Origin of the sequence: Bacteroides celer (assembly GCF_002632415.2) — a bacterium.
Classification (GTDB): domain Bacteria; phylum Bacteroidota; class Bacteroidia; order Bacteroidales; family Bacteroidaceae; genus Bacteroides.
In genome coordinates, this window is sequence record NZ_CP178209.1 from 2,261,596 (window position 1) to 2,281,968 (window position 20,373).

Annotated in this window: 13 protein-coding genes and 1 pseudogene; 10 read left to right on the forward strand and 4 right to left on the reverse strand. The window is 43.8% G+C overall.

The window, feature by feature from the left end; all coding sequences use genetic code 11:
• Positions 1–191: 191 nt before the first annotated feature.
• The 4 genes from tnpC to CJF29_RS08730 all read right to left on the reverse strand — a co-directional run bounded on the left by tnpC (position 192) and on the right by CJF29_RS08730 (position 5,191).
• On the reverse strand, positions 192–1,970 hold the full coding sequence (gene tnpC, locus CJF29_RS08715) for an IS66 family transposase (protein ID WP_004300191.1): 1,779 nt from the start codon (positions 1,968–1,970) through the stop codon (positions 192–194).
• A gap of 88 nt (positions 1,971–2,058) precedes the next feature.
• Positions 2,059–2,403: an IS66 family insertion sequence element accessory protein TnpB gene (gene tnpB / locus CJF29_RS08720; RefSeq protein ID WP_004297053.1), complete on the reverse strand. Its 345-nt coding sequence runs from the start codon at positions 2,401–2,403 to the stop codon at positions 2,059–2,061.
• 1 nt (position 2,404) lies between these two features.
• Entirely contained in the window at positions 2,405–2,773 is a 369-nt protein-coding gene (locus tag CJF29_RS08725) for a hypothetical protein (protein ID WP_170834904.1), read from the reverse strand.
• A gap of 201 nt (positions 2,774–2,974) precedes the next feature.
• A complete protein-coding gene (locus CJF29_RS08730) occupies positions 2,975–5,191 on the reverse strand; it encodes a patatin-like phospholipase family protein (protein ID WP_099146737.1) in 2,217 nt (738 codons plus the stop codon).
• A gap of 272 nt (positions 5,192–5,463) precedes the next feature.
• Here CJF29_RS08730 and CJF29_RS08735 point away from each other — a divergent pair.
• The 10 genes and pseudogenes from CJF29_RS08735 to CJF29_RS08780 all read left to right on the forward strand — a co-directional run bounded on the left by CJF29_RS08735 (position 5,464) and on the right by CJF29_RS08780 (position 20,349).
• A pseudogene (locus CJF29_RS08735) lies at positions 5,464–6,719 on the forward strand (efflux RND transporter periplasmic adaptor subunit).
• 3 nt (positions 6,720–6,722) lie between these two features.
• The gene (locus tag CJF29_RS08740; protein ID WP_099146736.1) at positions 6,723–9,827 is read left to right on the forward strand and encodes an efflux RND transporter permease subunit; all 3,105 of its coding nucleotides are present in this window, start codon (positions 6,723–6,725) and stop codon (positions 9,825–9,827) included.
• Entirely contained in the window at positions 9,827–11,206 is a 1,380-nt protein-coding gene (locus CJF29_RS08745; RefSeq protein WP_074556441.1) for an efflux transporter outer membrane subunit, read from the forward strand. The genes CJF29_RS08740 and CJF29_RS08745 overlap by 1 nt, the downstream gene beginning before the upstream one ends.
• 206 nt (positions 11,207–11,412) lie before the next feature.
• Complete coding sequence (locus CJF29_RS08750; RefSeq protein WP_074556442.1) at positions 11,413–13,059, forward strand: diphosphate--fructose-6-phosphate 1-phosphotransferase; 1,647 nt, start codon at positions 11,413–11,415, stop codon at positions 13,057–13,059.
• A gap of 169 nt (positions 13,060–13,228) precedes the next feature.
• On the forward strand, positions 13,229–14,122 hold the full coding sequence (locus CJF29_RS08755) for a glycoside hydrolase family 25 protein (protein ID WP_074556443.1): 894 nt from the start codon (positions 13,229–13,231) through the stop codon (positions 14,120–14,122).
• Between the two features lie 75 nt (positions 14,123–14,197).
• Positions 14,198–15,541, forward strand: coding sequence for a dihydrolipoyl dehydrogenase (gene lpdA, locus CJF29_RS08760; protein ID WP_074556444.1), 1,344 nt, complete (start codon positions 14,198–14,200; stop codon positions 15,539–15,541).
• Positions 15,542–15,560: 19 nt separating this feature from the next.
• Positions 15,561–16,283, forward strand: coding sequence for a biotin/lipoate A/B protein ligase family protein (locus CJF29_RS08765; RefSeq protein WP_099146735.1), 723 nt, complete (start codon positions 15,561–15,563; stop codon positions 16,281–16,283).
• Positions 16,284–16,391: 108 nt separating this feature from the next.
• Positions 16,392–17,756, forward strand: coding sequence for a dihydrolipoamide acetyltransferase family protein (locus tag CJF29_RS08770; RefSeq protein WP_099146734.1), 1,365 nt, complete (start codon positions 16,392–16,394; stop codon positions 17,754–17,756).
• 37 nt (positions 17,757–17,793) lie between these two features.
• Positions 17,794–19,830 carry a thiamine pyrophosphate-dependent enzyme gene (locus tag CJF29_RS08775; protein WP_099146733.1) on the forward strand — a complete coding sequence of 679 codons (2,037 nt, stop codon included), beginning with the start codon at positions 17,794–17,796 and terminating at the stop codon, positions 19,828–19,830.
• Between the two features lie 12 nt (positions 19,831–19,842).
• A complete protein-coding gene (locus CJF29_RS08780) occupies positions 19,843–20,349 on the forward strand; it encodes a flavodoxin (RefSeq protein ID WP_004307602.1) in 507 nt (168 codons plus the stop codon).
• Positions 20,350–20,373 lie beyond the last annotated feature (24 nt).

Below are 20,373 nucleotides of genomic sequence, written 5' to 3' on the forward strand. Positions count from 1 at the left end.
TGATACATATTTCCCATACATATCAACTGTCTGTGAAGATTGTTGATATGATTTTAAAGCGATTCATTGAATCGCTATGTAATATTTTTTAATAAAACCCTTTTGTAACCATACTATTTTCCGCCACGCCAATTTTATCGGCTGTCTTTCAGCCGATAAAATAAAAATGCCCGTAAGAAAATATTTTTGTTTTAACATTCCGGTTTATAGAAACATGGCAGAAGAGCCTTCTTGTCGCAGTCCTTACCATGAAGAATACATTCAAACAAGTGTTTCAGGTAATTCTGAGGGTCTATGCCGTTCAACTTACAGCTTTCTATCAGAGAGAAGGTGAATGCAGAGTTTTCTGCCGCATCCTCACTGCCAACGTTCATACAGTTCTTGAGCAGCAGCTTTACAGGTTTCATCCTTTGCTCACAGAGGTTGTTCGAGATTTCTGCTGAACCGTCCTTGAGGATATTTCTCAAGGATTTCCACTGGTTTATCGTATAGTTCACGGCCTTTCTCATCAGTTCGTTAGCCATAATCTTCGCATCCTGCATCATAATGACCACCTTATGATGGATACGTTCAAGAATCGGTCCTGTTAGCTTAAGCCTTCTTTCCTTAATCTGCTCACCGCTGAGTTTCATCATACGGAACAGGTCTTCATTTCTGAACATCTCACCGATAGGATCTATTATGTCCATCGCTGTTCTGTCTGAAGGCAGGGCATCAACCCACAACCTTCTACAATGCGTCCAGCATCCTATATGAAGCACCTTTGAGTCGTCTCCGTCAAACATCCTGTAAACCGTATATCCGTCAGTGGATATGGTTCCCATAAAATATTCCAGGAATGATTTTGCCGCATCGGACGACCTGCTGCCGTTATTATAGTGATAATAGACCATCTTAATATGCTTGGCAAAGAAAGCCCATAAGTACTTTCTCCTGTAAGCCTTACCTTCCTTTGTTTCCACTCCAACAAGCTCAGTAGTCTCATCAACCATAAGGTAATTAGCTCTCTGTACAAACTCCTTGAAGACATCTTCCATGAACTCCCTTAGTTTGGCGATTCCGTTATGGATATAGCTGTTCAGCGTGGTATTGCTTATGTGGATACCCTCTCTTGCAAGCAGTCTTATCTGTCTGTTCTCAGGCATGCTGAAGTCATATTTCAGACAAAGCAGACGGGCAAGCAGTTCAGGAGAGAAGATACCTCCAAGGTTTTTCAGCGGATGTTCCATGGTGCTTGTGAAAGTGCCGTCCGCAAGCTTTACCCTTGCCACCTTGTAAACATGCTCCACGTTATAAGCCCTTACATGTTCTATGACCCTGTATTCCCACACATCAGGCATACCGTTGCGGTTCATAAACCGTCCCCCTTCTGGAAGCGTGTAATACTCGTCCACTTCATGTACTACCACCTTGTCAACTTTCAATTTTGTTTTCCCGGCACGTGGTGCGGTTTCCTTTCTCCTTGAAGGTTTGCTGTTCTGGGCAGGTATGTTGCCGGAAGAGGTATTGCTGCCGGTTTCGTTATCATCGGTCTTATTATTATCATCCTTCCTGTCAGAACCGTCATACTCGGATTGTTCCAGAGCGGACTTGTCGAGATTACGGTTGTTCAACAGCCTTCTTTGCTCGGAAGTACGGCCGAAACGGTGTTTCCTGCTGTCCTCAAGCTGAAGTCTGAGATTGGAGATCTCGTTTGCCAGCATCCTGTTCACCTCATCCTTTGCTTCAAGCTGCTTTCTCATAAGTTCCATTTCTTTCCTGTAATGTTCAACCGTGGTTGACTGCTTTTCGATGGTATCTTTGAGATCATTGATGGTATCTATCAGATTTTTAGAGTTCTCCCTGTTGGATTCTTCAATAGACTCAAGCCTCGCAATCAATTCTTTATTCTGTTTGCGAAGACCTGCCTTTTCCTCATTCGCCAGACCCAGCTGGCAGCAAAGTAACTCGTATGCTCTTTCATCAATCATGATATAAAGGTACGAAAAATCAGGCACTTACGCAAACTTTTTACCGTTTATTTTTTATACTATCCTGTTGATAATCAGTATGTTAATATTAGCCTTTCGGACTAACGTACATCTTGTCAACTACAATGCTTTCCGTAAGATAAGCCATGTCCGACCACTGTATCCGGTAGCACCTGGAGACTTCATCAAATACAGGTTTCTTGAATTTGCCCATAACAGGACGTTTTTCGTAAAGCACATAAAAACCGCGTTCGTAATGAAGTATCTTCACAACCTTTCGGTTCCGGGACATGAACATATATACATTGGACGCATCGCTCGGGTCAAGGGACATTTCTTCCCTTATACTCTCACACAGACGGAAAATGCCTTTCCGCAAATCAACATTACCGTTAAACAGGTAATAGTTAAGGTTAGCACTCAGTCCAAGCATATCATCCTATCATTTTATTAAGCAACAGGCTCAAATCAAGAACGGTGGTGTTTCTCAGGAACAGTGTTGCGCCAGACGCCAGCTGTAACTTGATCCATTTTATTGGTGGTTCACCTTCAGGATGTTTCACGTCCAACTTCACAGTTGGACTATTGCATGGTTTCCCGGTTATCTGGACTTTGGCAACCTTGGGCTGCTCAACCTGGACTGTCTTGCCTAACTTCTCACTCCACAACTGGTGACGCTGCCAGTTCATGAACTTGTCGTAATTTACACCATAATCAGCACAGAACTCTCGAAGATCTTTGGTCTCGCTGCATAACTGGTAGAGGTCATATACCTCCTGATAGTTTACTTTTTCTTTTGCCATAATCATTCTTGTTAAAGGTTACGGCGCAAAGATATGGCGGCTAACAACTTATGTCAAGGCGGAAAATAGAATGGTTACAACCCTTTTGAATATGCTTCTTTTTTTCAATAAACCCTTTTTAGCATATTCATATAGAGTATAGAGGGAGGAGGTCACTGTGAAGCGGTCTCCTCTTTTGCTTTTTGGAAATACTGTAATCCATTAGAAATAATATCCTAAATTCACAAAGCAACTTCCTTTATCTGTCTGATTAGAATATCCTAATGATATTTCCAATGGTCCGAAGATGCTATCCATACCATAACCTGCGCTAACACCGAACAATTGCTTCCCTTTCAATATATCGAAGAAATTACTATCCGTTAGCCCGTAGTTACCTGTCAATGTGAGATAATGAATGGCTCCCATCCGTTGTCTGAATTTAATAGAGGCGATCATAATGGTGTTATCCATTAATTCCAGATTGGTAACCCCGGCAAAAGGTAATTGCTGTGGAATATAGAAACCGGGGACATCACCGCCAATAGCATTTTGTAATGGATAAGGAAAATCCCTTCCGATCAGGATACGTCCATAAATGGAAGGAATGACAGAGAAGCGGCGGGTTACAGGAATGACGCTTGCCCACGAAGCATTCAGTGCTGAAAATGGAGCGTGTTCGTTGTATTGTGCCGTATTATCCGTATAGAGTGAATAGGCGGCTCTGAAGTCACTTCCTTTAGAAGGGAAACGTCCTTTATCATAGGTATTATATTGCACTTGGGCAAAATAACTTAGGAAATGTTCCGATTCTACTTTCAGGTCGGAGATTTCAGGTTTCTTAAACAGGAAATCCTTGTATTTGTAATATTCAAAACGAAGACCGAGTCCGAAACGGAAATTCTTGTACCATACATCAGAGAAGCCGAATTCGGCCAGATGATATTTGTAAGTTGTATTATAGGCACGGTCGCCTTCCTCGTAAATATTGATATCATTGTATTGGAACATATACGAGAAGTTGAAATTACGCTGTTGCATTGGTTCCAGCGTATAGTCTATGCGGGCAGCATATCGTTTACCCAACCGACCGGTAAGAGCCAGACGGGAAGGAATACGAGTTTTGAGGTCTGCTGTTGCATTGACCAACAAAGATGCGATCTCTTCCGAATCGAAACGTATACCCAGGTTGATTCTTCTTTCATATTTTTCCTGTAACAGGAAGTTGAGGTGATAACCTTCAGGTGTCTCTTTCAACGTATAACTGGCACTGGAGTAGGACTGAGTACCGCGTAACTGATACAGGGCCTGTTCTATTTGTTGAGTGGAAATATCGCTGTTTTCTTTCAGATTACATTTCTTCATCAACCATTTTTTATCATCCACCTCTACACCGGAAAATGAGATGTCCGTCACATAAACCGTACGCGCATTAGAAAGAGAAGAATAAGGACCATGTTGTTTCGGGGTATAATCTTCGGCTATTCCTATTTTCTTTTTCAAAGCAAGCAATGAACCCCATTGGGCTTTTGCTGCTTCTTCGCCTCTACGCATCAGGGTATCAATGGCGGCTGGAGTAAAACTGGCGGATGAATATCCATCTACATTGACACGAATATAGGTATCTGTGAGGTCTACATTTTTTTCATGGTTAGACTGACAGGTGATATCTACAATCTGCCCCAGAATGTCGGGTACACTATTGAGCTTGTCGGCTTTCTTAAGAGCATTCTGTACGTCTACCCCGATAATAATATCGGCTCCCATTGCTTTCACTACATCCGCCGGATAGTTGTTTACAATACCACCGTCCACTAATACCATACTGTCTTGCCGTACCGGAGTAAATACACCGGGGATAGCCATACTGGCACGCATGGCAGTAGAGAGTATTCCGTCATGGAATACAATTTGTTCTCCATTAACAACATTGGCTGCTACACAGGCAAAAGGAATGGGAAGTTTATTAAAGTCGATAGAGTCATGATACCCTACGGTAAGGTCTGAAAATAGATTAGCCAGATTCTGTCCTTTCATGATTCCTCCGGTAGCGGCATCTTTGGGAGTTTTGGTGAAAGGGATAGAGACTGTATACTTTTCAGATCGCTCACGATCTGTTAATGACATGGCGCTTCTTTTGATACGGTCACTCAACAGGAATGTCCAATCTTGCTTCCGTACCATACTGTCCAATTGTTCCGGAGTATAGCCGATGGCATAAAGACCACCTACGATAGCTCCCATACTGGTACCGGCTATATAGTCGATAGGAATGCCGGCTTCTTCGATCACTTGCAGTGCTTTGATGTGTGCCATTCCTTTGGCACCCCCGCCGCTCAGTACGACACCTACTTTTTTTCTTTGCTCCTGAGAATGCAAAGAAAAAGGCAATAATAAGCCAATTGATAAAACTAATGTTGAAAAGATTTGTTTTTTCATTAGGACATGGTCTAGTGTTGATGTTTAATATAATACAAATGTAGAGCATAATTTGTTTAGTTGTTGAAATGGGAATTAAAAAAAATGTTCCAAAAGTCGGAAATGTGGATAATTTCTACACAATACAGCGGATTTCCACACTTTTGCAAAAAGAAGAAGAATTTGTAATGCTTTGATTGTAAGTTAATAATGTCTGCGACGCATTTTTGGTATGTGAATTGCATATAGGAGTAAAGAACAAACATAAGTTAAATTAAATAATAAGATTCGATATGAGATTATTCTTTTCGAAACATGAGTTGAAACTGAGGAGAAAGAGAACCATTGCTGCTATAATCTGTGCGGTAGTTGTGTTGGGTGTATATTGGATACTGACCCGACCTCAGAAGGCTGCACCGGAAATGCCGACAGTCATTGTGGAACCGGTAGTGAAAGATGATGTAGAGATATACGGGGAATATGTAGGGCGTATTCGCGCCCAGCAGTTCGTCGAAGTCCGTGCCCGGGTGGAAGGCTATCTGGAAAATATGCTTTTTGCCGAGGGGACATATGTCAATAAGAATCAGGTTTTGTTTGTCATTAATCAGGACCAGTATCGTGCCAAAGCTGATAAGGCCAGGGCGCAGTTGAAAAAAGACGAAGCGCAGGCTTTGAAAGCGGAGCGTGATTTAAAACGTATCCGTCCGTTGTTTGAGCAGAATGCTGCAAGTCAGTTGGATTTGGATAATGCGGAAGCTGCTTATGAAAGCGCCGAGGCAACGGTAGCCATGAGTGAGGCGGATCTGGCACAGGCTGAACTGGAGTTGGGCTACACCATTGTCCGTTCACCTTTGTCGGGGCACATTAGTGAAAGAAATGTGGACTTGGGTACGTTAGTGGGACCCGGGGGAAATCGTTGCTTGCTACTATTGTGAAGAGTGATACGGTGTTGGTTGATTTTAGTATGACGGCACTCGATTATCTGAAGAGTAAAGAAAGAAATATTAATTTGGGACAACAGGACTCTACCCGTTCCTGGCAGCCCAATATAACCATTACATTGGCGGATAACACGGTTTATCCATTCAAAGGATACGTGGATTTTGCCGAACCGCAGGTGGACCCTCAAACCGGTACTTTCTCCGTACGTGCAGAAATGCCTAATCCGAAACAGGTATTATTGCCGGGGCAGTTTACAAAGGTGAAATTGTTGCTGGATGTTCGTGAAGGAGCACTCGTTGTTCCGATGAAAGCCGTTACCATCGAAAAGGGTGGAGCATATATTTATACCATGCGTAAGGATAATGCTGTAGAGAAACGTTTTATTTAATTAGGACCGGAAGTCGGGAATAATGTGGTGGTAGAAAGAGGATTGGCAGAAGGAGAAATGGTTGTTGTGGAAGGATTCCATAAGTTGACTCCAGGTATGAAAGTACGGGTGAGCCAATCGGATGCAGAGGCCCAGGATAGTATAACTGCGACAAAAAATGAAGTGGTCGGGGCGAAAGAAAATGTTACCGGAATGAAGGATAATGCGAAAGGAGAATAAACGATGAAAGTTACTTTTTTTATAGATAGGCCGGTCTTTTCGGCTGTAATCTCCATCGTGATTGTGATTGTCGGTATTATCGGTCTGACGATGCTTCCGGTGGATCAATACCCGCAGATTACCCCTCCGGTAGTGAAGATCAGTGCTTCCTATCCGGGTGCGAGTGCACTTACTGTATCACAGGCAGTGGCTACTCCGATTGAGCAGGAAATCAATGGTACTCCGGGGATGCTTTATATGGAATCAAATAGTTCTAACTCCGGAGGCTTTTCGGCAACAGTTACTTTTGATGTATCTGCTGATCCAGATTTGGCAGCTGTTGAGATTCAGAACCGTGTGAAACTGGCAGAATCCCGTTTGCCGGCGGAAGTGATTCAGAATGGTATTTCGGTAGAGAAACAGGCTCCCAGTCAGTTGATGACGCTTTGTCTGACTTCTACTGACCCAAAGTTCGATGAGATTTACTTGAGTAACTTTGCTACTATCAATGTGCTCGATGTGATTCGCCGTATTCCCGGAGTGGGGCGTGTATCCAATATCGGTAGCCGTTATTATGCCATGCAGATATGGGCGCAACCGGATAAGCTGGCAAACTTCGGACTGACCGTACAGGATTTGCAGAATGCATTGAAAGATCAGAATCGTGAATCGGCAGCGGGTGTGCTGGGACAACAGCCTGTACAGGGATTGGATATCACGATTCCTATCACGACACAGGGACGTCTTTCCAGTGTAGGACAATTTGAAGATATCGTAGTGCGTGCTAATGCAAATGGTTCTATCATTCGATTGAAAGATGTGGCACGTGTATCGCTGGAAGCTTCTTCCTACAATACAGAGAGTGGTATCAACGGTGAGAATGCTGCCGTGCTTGGTATTTATATGTTACCGGGTGCCAATGCGATGGAAGTGGCCGAGAGAGTAAAAGAGGCGATGGATGAGATTAGCAAGAACTTCCCGGAGGGATTGAGCTATGAGATTCCGTTCGATATGACGACCTATATTTCCGAATCTATTCATGAAGTATATAAGACGTTGTTTGAAGCGTTGGTTTTGGTGGTTCTGGTGGTTTATCTATCCTTGCAGAGCTGGCGTGCAACGTTGATTCCGGTAGTGGCGGTGCCTATTTCGTTGATCGGTACTTTCGGATTCATGCTGATTTTCGGTTTCTCACTGAATATCCTGACATTGCTCGGATTGATTCTTGCCATCGGTATTGTGGTGGATGATGCGATTGTGGTGGTGGAAGGTGTAGAACATATCATGGAAACGGAGCACCTAAGCCCTTATGAAGCTACGAAAAAAGCGATGAACGGACTTTCCAGTGCTTTGATTGCCACTTCACTGGTATTGGCGGCTGTGTTCGTCCCGGTTAGCTTTTTAAGTGGGATTACAGGACAGTTGTATCGCCAGTTTACGGTGACAATTGTAGTGTCCGTACTTATTTCTACGGTAGTGGCTCTGACATTGAGTCCGGTGATGTGTTCGCTGATTCTGAAGCCGGATAGCGGGAAGAAAAAGAATATCGTTTTCCGGAAGATTAATGAATGGCTGGGTATCGGTAGTAATAAGTATGTAGCTGCCGTAACTCGTACAATCAAGCATCCTCGTCGAGTTTTGAGTGCTTTTGGTATGGTGTTGATTGCTATCATGTTGATTCACCGTATTATTCCGACCAGTTTCTTACCTGTAGAAGATCAGGGATATTTCAAGATTGAATTAGAACTGCCGGAAGGAGCTACTCTGGAACGTACCCGTATCGTGACAGAGCGTGCCATTGCTTATCTGGAAAAGAACCCGTACATTGAGTATATACAGAATGTAACGGGAAGTAGTCCGCGTGTCGGAAGTAACCAGGGACGTGCTGAACTGACGGTGATCCTGAAACCTTGGGAAGATCGGAAGAGTACTACTATTGAGAAAATCATGCATACGGTGGAAAAACATCTTCAGGAATATCCGGAATGTAAAGTCTATCTGTCCACCCCTCCGGTGATTCCGGGACTGGGTAGTTCGGGAGGTTTTGAAATGCAGCTGGAAGCTCGCGGAGAAGCCACTTTTGATAATTTGGTAGACGCAGCAGATACATTAATGTACTATGCATCCAAACGTAAAGAGCTGGCCGGCTTATCATCTTCTTTGCAGTCGGAAATCCCACAACTCTATTTTGATGTGGATCGAGACAAAGTGAAGATGCTGGGTGTGCCTTTGGCTGATGTGTTTTCTACCATGAAGGCTTATACCGGTTCGGTGTATGTGAACGACTTTAATATGTTCAACCGTATATATAAGGTTTATATTCAGGCGGAAGCTCCTTACCGGGAACATAAAGACAATATTAATTTATTTTTCGTAAAAGCCTCCAATGGAGCGATGGTACCGTTGACTTCTCTGGGAAATGCATCATATACCACAGGACCGGGAAGTATCAAACGTTTCAATATGTTTACTACGGCCGTTATTCGTGGAGCAGCTGCGCAAGGATATAGTTCCGGACAGGCGATGGAGATCATGGAACAGATTGCCAAAGATCATCTCCCCGATAATATCGGTCTGGAATGGAGCGGTCTTTCCTATCAGGAGAAGCAGGCGGGAGGTCAGACAGGTATGGTGATGGCACTGGTATTCTTGTTCGTTTTCCTTTTCCTTGCCGCACAATACGAAAGTTGGACAGTGCCTATTGCCGTATTGCTTTCTTTATCTGTGGCTGCTTTGGGAGCCTATTTGGGAGTCTGGGTTTGCGGATTGGAAAACGATGTTTATTTCCAGATTGGCTTGGTTATGTTGGTCGGACTTGCCGCTAAGAATGCGATTTTGATTGTAGAGTTTGCAAAGGTGCAGGTAGATAAAGGTGAAGACTTGGTGCAGTCGGCCATATACGCAGCCAAATTGCGTTTCCGTCCGATTCTGATGACCTCTCTTGCCTTTGTGCTCGGTATGCTTCCGATGGTACTGGCAAGTGGTCCGGGTTCGGCAAGCCGGCAGGCAATCGGTACAGGTGTATTTTTCGGAATGATATTTGCCATCGTATTTGGTATCATTCTTGTGCCGTTCTTCTTTGTGATGGTGTATAAAACAAAGTCGAAAATCTTAAAACATAAGAAATAATGAAACGAAAGAAACTATATATTGCTATTCTGTTACTTGCCGGAGTACTGACTTCCTGCAAGGTAGGGAAAAGCTATGTCCGTCCTGATCTTCATTTACCCGACAGCTTGGAAAGATCACAGGATTCGGTCAGCTTCGGTGCTCAGGACTGGAGGGATATTTATACGGATGCTACATTGAGAAGTCTGATAGAGCGTGCATTGGATCATAATAAAGATATGCTGATTGCTGCTGCCCGTGTGAAAGAAATGGCTGCACAGAAACGAATTTCTACGGCGGCATTGCTTCCGGACATTAAAGGAAAAGTGACAGGGGAACGTGAACTTGAGAATCATGGAGGAGACGCTTTCAAGAGATCAGATACCTTTGAAGCACAATTTCTTGTTTCATGGGAACTCGATCTGTGGGGAAATCTACGTTGGGCACGTTCGGCTAGCATTGCCGAGTATCTGCAATCTATTGAGGCGCAACGTGCATTGCAGATGACGATTGTGGCTGAAGTGGCGCAGGCTTACTATGAACTGGTAGCTTTGGATACAGAGCTTGATATTGTCAAACAGACGTTGAAAGCCCGTGAAGAAGGGGTACGTCTGGCACGTATCCGGTTTGCCGGTGGATTGACCTCCGAGACTTCCTATCGACAGGCACAAGTGGAGTTGGCACGTACGGCCACTCTGGTTCCTGACTTGGAACGTAAAATCTCTCTGAAAGAAAACGATATTGCTTATCTTGCGGGTGAATATCCTAATAAGATAGCCCGTTCCCGTTTGCTTCAGGAATTTAATTCTCCGGAAACACTTCCCGTAGGATTACCGTCTACTTTGTTGGAACGCCGTCCCGATATTCGTCAGGCAGAGCAGAAACTGATTGCTGCCAATGCAAAAGTGGGAGTGGCCTATACGAATATGTTCCCGCGTCTTGCCTTGACAGGCGGTTTCGGTAGTGAAAGTACTTCTTTGTCGGAACTCCTGAAATCTCCCTACGCAATTATGGAAGGAGCTTTATTGACTCCTATCTTTGGCTGGGGAAAGAACCGTGCGGCATTGAAAGCGAAGAAGGCCGCTTATGAGGCTGAAGTACATAGTTATGAGAAATCCGTACTGGAAGCTTTCAAAGAAACACGTAACGCGATTGTCAACTTCAACAAGATCAAGGAAGTATACGAACTTCGTGCCAATCTGGAACGTTCGGCCAAGAGCTACATGGACCTGGCACAATTGCAGTACATCAATGGGGTCATCAACTATCTGGATGTATTGGATGCCCAACGTGGATACTTTGATGCCCAAATCGGATTGAGTAATGCCATTCGTGACGAGTTGATTGCGGTGGTTCAACTTTATAAGGCTCTTGGCGGAGGCTGGGAGCAGAATCCCTAGAATTATATTATAAATTAGCTCGCTGAAGAAAACGTTAAGGCTATCTCCCACGTCGGGAGATAGCCTTAATTTTTCTTTCTTCTTCCTTTTGTCTTAAAAACAACAGAAGAAGAATTTTCATAATTCGGAAAAAAGTGCGAAATTTGCAACGCTTTTCAAGTTTGACAAGAAACTTACTAACACCTTTAAATAAAAAATTAAAGAAAATGACTAAAAGTGCATTGCAAATCGCAAGGGCTGCTTACCAGCCCAAACTTCCGAAAGCATTGGCATCAGGAGCTGTTAAGGCTGTAGCAGGTGCTGCTACTCAATCTGTAGCCGATCAAGAAGCTATCAAAGCATTATTCCCGAACACGTATGGAATGCCGTTGATTACATTCGAAGCCGGTGAAGCTGTTGCTCTTCCTGCTATGAACGTAGGTGTAATTCTTTCCGGTGGTCAGGCTCCGGGCGGACACAATGTAATCTCCGGTTTGTTCGACGGTATCAAGAAATTGAATCCGGAAAACAAATTATATGGTTTTATTTTGGGTCCTGGTGGTCTGGTAGATCACAACTATATGGAACTGACTGCTGATATCATCGACGAATACCGTAATACGGGTGGTTTCGATATTATCGGTTCCGGACGTACGAAGCTGGAAGCTGAAAGCCAGTTCGAAAAGGGTTATGAAATCATCAAAGAATTGGGTATCAAGGCACTGGTTATCATTGGTGGTGACGACTCTAACACAAATGCTTGCGTATTGGCTGAATACTATGCTGCTAAGAAGTATGGTGTACAGGTAATCGGTTGCCCGAAAACAATCGACGGTGACTTGAAGAACGATATGATTGAAACTTCTTTCGGTTTCGATACAGCTTGTAAGACTTATGCTGAAGTAATCGGTAACATCCAACGTGACTGTAACTCTGCACGTAAATACTGGCACTTCATCAAATTGATGGGTCGTTCGGCTTCTCACATTGCACTGGAATGTGCTTTGCAGGTACAGCCTAACGTATGTATCGTTTCAGAAGAAGTGGAAGCAAAAGATATGTCTTTGGATGATGTAGTGACTTACATCGCTAAAGTGGTAGCAGACCGTGCAGCACAAGGACACAACTTCGGTACAGTATTGATTCCGGAAGGACTGGTTGAGTTCATTCCTGCCATGAAACGTCTGATTGCTGAATTGAATGACTTCCTGGCTGCTAATGCTGAAGAATTCGGTCAGATTAAGAAATCTCACCAACGTGATTATATCATCCGCAAACTTTCTCCGGAAAACTCTGCTATCTATGCAAGTCTGCCGGAAGGTGTTGCCCGTCAGTTGACTTTGGATCGTGACCCGCATGGAAACGTTCAGGTATCATTGATCGAAACTGAAAAACTGTTGTCTGAAATGGTAGCTACTAAGTTGGCTGCATGGAAAGAAGAAGGCAAGTATGTTGGTAAATTTGCTGCTCAACACCACTTCTTCGGTTATGAAGGACGTTGTGCTGCTCCGTCAAACTTTGACGCTGACTATTGCTACTCTTTGGGTTACACAGCTTCTATGTTGATTGCTAACGGTAAGACTGGTTATATGTCTTCTGTACGTAACACAACAGCTCCTGCTGCTGAATGGATTGCTGGTGGTGTGCCTATTACCATGATGATGAACATGGAACGTCGTCACGGTGAAATGAAGCCGGTTATCCAGAAAGCATTGGTAAAACTGGATGGTGCTCCTTTCAAAGCATTTGCTTCACAACGCGAACGTTGGGCTATCGAAACGGATTATGTATATCCGGGTCCGATCCAATACTTCGGTCCTACAGAAGTTTGCGACCAGGCAACTAAGACTTTGCAACTGGAACAAGCTAAATAAATACACTTCAGAGCAGTTGTTAATGTAATAGTTGCAATAACAGCTGCAATGAAGGGTTCTTTCAGGCACGGATTACGCGGATTAACACGGTTTTTTAGTTATTTCTTAATAAACCGTGTATTCCGTGTAATCCGTGCCTATCTCTAAAAATATTGATCGTTTAAAGTAAATGCCGCAACGCAACAACCCGATGTCTGCCGTACAGAAGAAAAGAACTGTTTCCACCACTAAAAGAAAGGGAACGACCTCTTCTTCCAAAACTTCCCGTACCTCAAAAAAGGAACAGGTGAAGCATCGAACTGTGATGCCTACCTGGCTCCGTAATATGCTGGCAGTGATGATTGTCGGTTGTTTCTCCGCAGCTTTCTATTATTTCTTTATCCGTCCTTATGCTTATCGATGGAAACCTTGCCATGGCTTAAAGGAATACGGTGTCTGCATCCCTGACGGATATGATATTCATGGTATTGACATTTCTCACTATCAGGGAAAGATTGATTGGAAGAAGCTGTTGCAGAATAAAGAGACGGCTACTCCTTTGCATTTTGTCTTTATGAAGGCAACAGAAGGAGGAGATCATAACGATACTACATTTGAGGCAAACTTTGCCAATGCCCGTAATCATGGATTTATCCGTGGCGCTTATCATTTTTATATTCCGAGCACGGATGCTTTGAAACAGGCGGACTTCTTTATTCGCACGGTAAAACTTGTTTCCGGTGACCTGCCTCCGGTTCTCGATGTGGAAGTGACCGGACGAAAAGAGAAAAAGGAATTACAGCAAGGCATCAAACGCTGGCTGGACCGGGTGGAATCTCATTATGGAGTGAAGCCTATTCTTTATACCTCTTATAAATTTAAAACCCGTTATCTGGACGACTCTATCTTCAATGCATACCCTTATTGGATTGCCCATTATTATGTGGACTCTGTAAGGTATCAGGGAAAATGGCACTTTTGGCAACATACGGATGTGGGAAGTGTTCCCGGTATTAAAGAAGACGTAGATTTGAATGTATTCAATGGCTCGTTAGAGGAACTTAAAAAGCTGACAATTAAGTAACGGGTATTTCTTTTCCCTACAACTTATCTCTTCTCATATTTGTTATAATCGTATTATTACTTAAAAGATACGATTATGAACTTTGATATAGCTATTATTGGTGGTGGTCCGGCCGGGTACACAGCTGCCGAACGGGCAGGGGCCAACGGATTAAAGGCCGTTCTTTTTGAGAAAAAGGCAATGGGTGGAGTATGTCTCAATGAGGGGTGTATTCCTACTAAAACTTTGTTATATTCTGCTAAAATACTGGATAGCATCAAGAATGCTTCCAAATATGGCGTTTCTGCCGAATCTCCTTCGTTCGATTTATCCAAGATTATGAGCCGTAAAGATAAAACAGTAAAAATGTTGACGGGCGGTGTGAAGATGACTGTGAGTTCTTACGGAGTGACTATTGTAGAAAAGGAAGCTCTGATAGAAGGAGAAAAAGATGGGAAAATACAAATCATTTGTGATGGAGAAACCTATTCCGTGAAATATTTGCTGGTATGTACCGGCTCTGATACAGTGATTCCTCCTATACCGGGACTGTCAGAAATCAGTTATTGGACTTCCAAGGAGGCATTGGAAATAAAGGAACTTCCAAAGACGCTGGTCATTATTGGCGGCGGGGTGATCGGGATGGAGTTTGCTTCTTTCTTCAACAGTATGGGTGTGAAAGTGCATGTGGTAGAAATGATGCCGGAGATTCTGGGAGCGATGGATAAGGAAACCAGCGGTATGCTTCGTGCCGAATATGCCAAACGTGGAGTCACTTTCTATTTGAATACGAAAGTGGTGGAAGTAAATCCTCATGGAGTTGTGATAGAAAAAGAAGGCAAGACGTCTACTATTGAAGCGGAGAAGATCTTGCTTAGTGTAGGACGTAAGGCAAATCTATCCAAGGTAGGACTGGACAAGCTGAATATAGAACTGCATCGGAATGGAGTGAAAGTAGACGAACATCTGTTGACTTCGCATCCTCGTGTATATGCGTGTGGTGATATTACAGGCTATTCTTTATTGGCGCATACCGCTATCCGTGAAGCGGAAGTCGCTATCAATCATATTTTAGGAGTGGAAGACCGGATGAATTACGATTGTGTTCCGGGAGTCGTTTATACCAACCCTGAAGTGGCGGGAGTGGGAAAGACGGAAGAAGAACTGGTAAAATCAGGAGTTCCTTACCGTGTTTCAAAATTACCGATGGCTTATTCCGGACGGTTCGTTGCGGAGAATGAACAGGAAAACGGACTCTGTAAGCTGATCCAGGATGAAGACGGGAGGATTATCGGTTGTCACATGTTGGGAAATCCGGCATCAGAACTTATTGTGATAGCAGGTATTGCTATTCAGAGAGGGTACACGGTGGAGGAATTCCAGAAGACTGTGTTTCCGCATCCTACGGTCGGAGAGATTTATCACGAAATTATGTTTTAACTCTTATTCCGCTTGATCTATGATTCGATGTATCTATAGTCCGTTTACTGATATTTACTTTCACTTGGCAGCAGAAGAATATCTGTTGAAGCAGGGAAATGAAAATATTTTCATGCTTTGGCAGGATACTCCTTCTGTGGTAATAGGTAAGCATCAGCGGTTGCGGTCGGAAGTCGATAAGAAATGGGCGGAACAGGAACGAGTACATATTGCCCGTCGTTTTTCGGGTGGGGGAGCGGTGTATCATGATTTGGGTAATGTCAATCTGACTTTTATAGAAACGGTTCCCCGTCTGCCGGAATTTGTTACTTACTTGCAGCGGACATTGGATTTCCTGAATTCTATAGGCCTGATGGTAAAAGGAGATGAACGATTGGGGATTTATTTGAATGGATTGAAAATATCAGGGAGTGCGCAATGCGTACATAAGAATCGGGTGTTGTATCATTGCACTTTATTGTATGATACGGATCTGGCAGCATTGCATAAAGCTTTGAATCCGGAACCGATGGTTGATGATGAAACTTTATCGTCAGTATATGCCGTTCCTTCCGTTCGGAGTGAGGTAACTAATATTCGGAGTCATTTGCCGGAGGGAACTGTAACTGATTTTAAAGAGAAGGCTTTTCAGTATTTCAGTGATTCCCAATCTGTCAGTGCTTTTACCGGGAAGGAAATAGAGGCTGTTAATCAGCTTCGGGAAGAGAAATATATTCAGAAAGAGTGGATATATAGTCGTTGATGTCCGGACTGGCTTTGTCAGTATCCGGTTAAAATTTACTTAACTTAAAACTTTCTATTTCAGCCCGTTGTTGTAATATATCAAGGTTGAATAATAAATTAACTGTCTATGTCGAAATTCGAAATAAAAATGCCTAAGTTGGGCGAGAGTATAACCGAAGGGACCATCGTCTCTTGGTCTGTAAAGGTGGGTGACATGATTCAGGAAGACGATGTGCTTTTTGAAGTGAATACTGCTAAAGTAAGTGCGGAGATCCCTTCTCCCGTAGCGGGAAAAGTGGTGGAGATTTTATATAAGGAAGGTGATACTGTTGCTGTAGGAACCGTAGTCGCTATAATTGATTTGGATGGCGAAGAATCTTCTGGAACGGAGCCGGTAAATGTTTCTGAAACATCACCATCGTCAGCGGAAACTGCTAAGAACGTATCAGCGAATACTGCATCGAAACCTGTTGTTGCAGAGGAAGAACGTTGGTACTCTCCTGTTGTGATTCAGTTGGCGCGGGAAGCTAAGATTCCGAAAGAAGAACTGGATGCTATACAAGGAACCGGTTATGAAGGGCGATTGAGTAAGAAAGATATAAAAGATTATATTGAAAAGAAGAAAAGAGGAGGTAGCGTTGAACCGAAGCCGGCATCTGCTGCCCCGGCCGCAAGCAAACCATCAGTTGCTGTTTCTTCTGAACAGGCAAGTCCGAAGGTTGCTCCGGCTACATCTGCCGCTGCTGCCCAGCCGGCTGCCACTTTATCTAAATCGTCTGCTCCTGTAGCAATGCCTGGAGTCGAAGTCAAAGAGATGGATCGTGTCCGCCGGATTATTGCCGACCACATGGTTATGTCTAAGAAAGTATCTCCTCACGTGACCAATGTGGTAGAAGTAGATGTCACCAAATTGGTGCGTTGGCGTGAAAAAAATAAAGATGCTTTCTTCCGTAGCGAAGGAGTGAAACTGACTTATATGCCTGTGATAACGGAAGCCGTGGCAAAAGCATTGGCTGCCTATCCACAGGTGAATGTATCGGTAGATGGATACAATATTCTTTTCAAAAAGCATATTAATGTCGGTATTGCCGTCTCTTTGAATGATGGAAATCTGATTGTTCCTGTGGTGCATGATGCCGATCATCTGAATCTGAATGGGTTGGCTGTTGCCATCGATTCTCTGGCCTTGAAAGCAAGGGATAACAAATTAATGCCGGAAGATATTGATGGGGGTACATTTACGATAACCAATTTTGGTACATTCAAGAGCCTGTTCGGTACGCCAATCATTAATCAGCCGCAAGTAGCTATCCTGGGAGTAGGATATATTGAGAAGAAACCTGCTGTTGTAGAAACTCCGGAGGGTGATACGATTGCAATCCGGCATAAAATGTACTTGTCTTTGTCCTACGATCATCGGGTAGTAGATGGAATGTTGGGAGGTAACTTCCTGCATTTTATAGCCGACTATCTCGAAAATTGGAAAGGCTGATAACTGATTGTTTCATTCATTAAGAACTTCATTACTCATGAAAAAGAAATATGATATAAAAACTACAGATGTAGAAACCCTGAAAAAGTGGTATCATCTGATGACATTGGGGCGTGCCTTGGACGAAAAGGCACCGTCTTACCTGTTGCAATCTTTGGGTTGGTCTTATCATGCTCCCTATGCAGGGCATGATGGTATTCAACTTGCTGTCGGTCAGGTATTCACCCTCGGTGAAGATTTCCTGTTCCCATACTACCGGGACATGTTAACCGTGCTTTCCGCCGGAATGACCGCTGAAGAAGTTATCCTGAACGGTATTTCCAAAGCAACGGATCCGGGTAGCGGAGGACGTCACATGTCGAACCATTTCGCCAAACCGGAATGGCACATTGAAAACATCTCCTCTGCTACTGGTACACACGACCTTCACGCAGCAGGTGTGGCCAGAGCAATGGTATATTATGGACATAAAGGCGTAGCTATCACTTCTCACGGAGAGTCGGCTACTTCCGAAGGATTCGTTTACGAAGCTATCAATGGTGCCAGCCTCGAACGTCTTCCGGTGATTTTTGTAATACAAGATAATGGGTATGGTATTTCCGTACCCAAATCGGAACAGACTGCCAACCGTAAAGTGGCCGAGAACTTCTCGGGCTTCAAGAACTTGAAGATTATCTATTGTAACGGAAAGGATGTATTCGATTCGATGAATGCTATGACCGAAGCGCGGGAATATGCTATCAGTACCCGTAATCCGGTTATTGTGCAGGCGAATTGTGTCCGGATCGGTTCGCACTCCAATTCAGATAAACACACCTTGTATCGGGATGAGAATGAATTGGAATATGTGAAAGATGCTGATCCCTTGATGAAGTTTCGCCGGATGCTGCTGCGTTATAAACGTCTGACCGAGGAAGAACTGCAACAAATAGAAGCTGATGCAAAGAAAGAATTGTCTGCTGCCAACCGGAAGGCTTTGGCTGCTCCCGATCCCGATCCTAAAAGCATTTATGATTTTGTAATGCCCGAGCCTTATCAGCCACAGAAATATAAAGACGGTACACATGAGGCGGAAGGGGAGAAGACTTTTCTGGTCAATGCCATTAATGAAACATTGAAAGCTGAATTCCGCCATAATCCCGATACCTTTATTTGGGGGCAGGATGTGGCAAACAGGGAAAAAGGAGGCGTGTTTAATGTAACCAAAGGTATGCAGCAAGAATTCGGCGAGGCCCGTGTATTCAGTGCACCGATTGCGGAAGATTATATTGTAGGCACTGCCAATGGAATGAGTCGTTTTGATCCTAAAATTCATGTGGTGATTGAGGGAGCGGAGTTTGCCGATTATTTCTGGCCTGCCATAGAGCAATACGTGGAGTGTACACATGAGTACTGGCGTAGCAATGGGAAATTTGCTCCGAATATAACTCTGCGTCTGGCTTCCGGTGGTTATATCGGTGGAGGCTTGTATCATTCTCAAAACCTGGAGGGAGCTTTGACCACTTTACCGGGGGCACGTATTGTCTGCCCATCTTTTGCGGATGATGCTGCCGGATTACTTCGTACCAGTATGCGATCCAAAGGCTTTACGCTGTTCCTCGAACCGAAAGCATTGTATAATTCGGTAGAAGCGGCAGCAGTAGTGCCGGAAGATTTTGAAGTACCTTTCGGGAAAGCACGTGTTCGTCGTGAGGGAACAGATTTGAGCATTATTACCTATGGCAATACCACCCATTTCTGTCTGCACGCAGCAGAACGATTGGAAAAAGAAGGTGGCTGGAAAGTGGAAGTCATTGATATTCGCTCCTTGATTCCGTTGGATAAAGAGGCGATATTCGAATCGGTCAAGAAAACGAGCAAGGCATTGGTGGTTCATGAAGATAAAGTATTCTCCGGTTTTGGTGCGGAGCTTGCTGCTATGATTAGTGGAGAGATGTTCCGCTATCTCGATGGACCGGTGCAGCGTGTCGGTTCTACTTTTACTCCTGTCGGTTTTAATCCGATTTTGGAAAAGGAAATTTTGCCGGATGAGGCCAAGATATACGAGGCTGCCCAGAGATTATTGGAATATTAAATAGTGTGGATTATGAAAAAGATAGGTTTATTTTATGCTACCAAAGCCGAAAGAACGAGTTGGGTGGCAGAGAAAATACAGAAAGAATTCGGTAAGGAAAAGATAGAGACAGTGCCTATTGAACAGGCTTGGCAAAATGACTTTGCTGCTTATGACTGCTTCATTGTGGGTGCTTCCACTTGGTTTGATGGAGAACTTCCTACTTATTGGGACGAACTGTTGCCGGAACTCCGGACAATGAAATTAAAAGGTAAGAAGGTTGCTATTTTCGGTCTGGGAGATCAGATACGCTATCCGGAGAATTTTGCAGATGGAATCGGTCTGTTGGCGGAGGTATTTGAAGAAGATGAGGCTACTTTAGTTGGTTTTACTTCTTCCGAAGGTTATACTTTCGAACGTTCCAAAGCTTTGCGTGGTGAGCAGTGGTGCGGTTTAGTTGTCGATTTGGATAATCAGTCCGAGCAGGCGGAAAAGAAAATAAAAGCATGGTGTCAACAGCTAAAGAAAGAGTTCGCGTAACAACTTTGTTTCTCCTTATAAGAT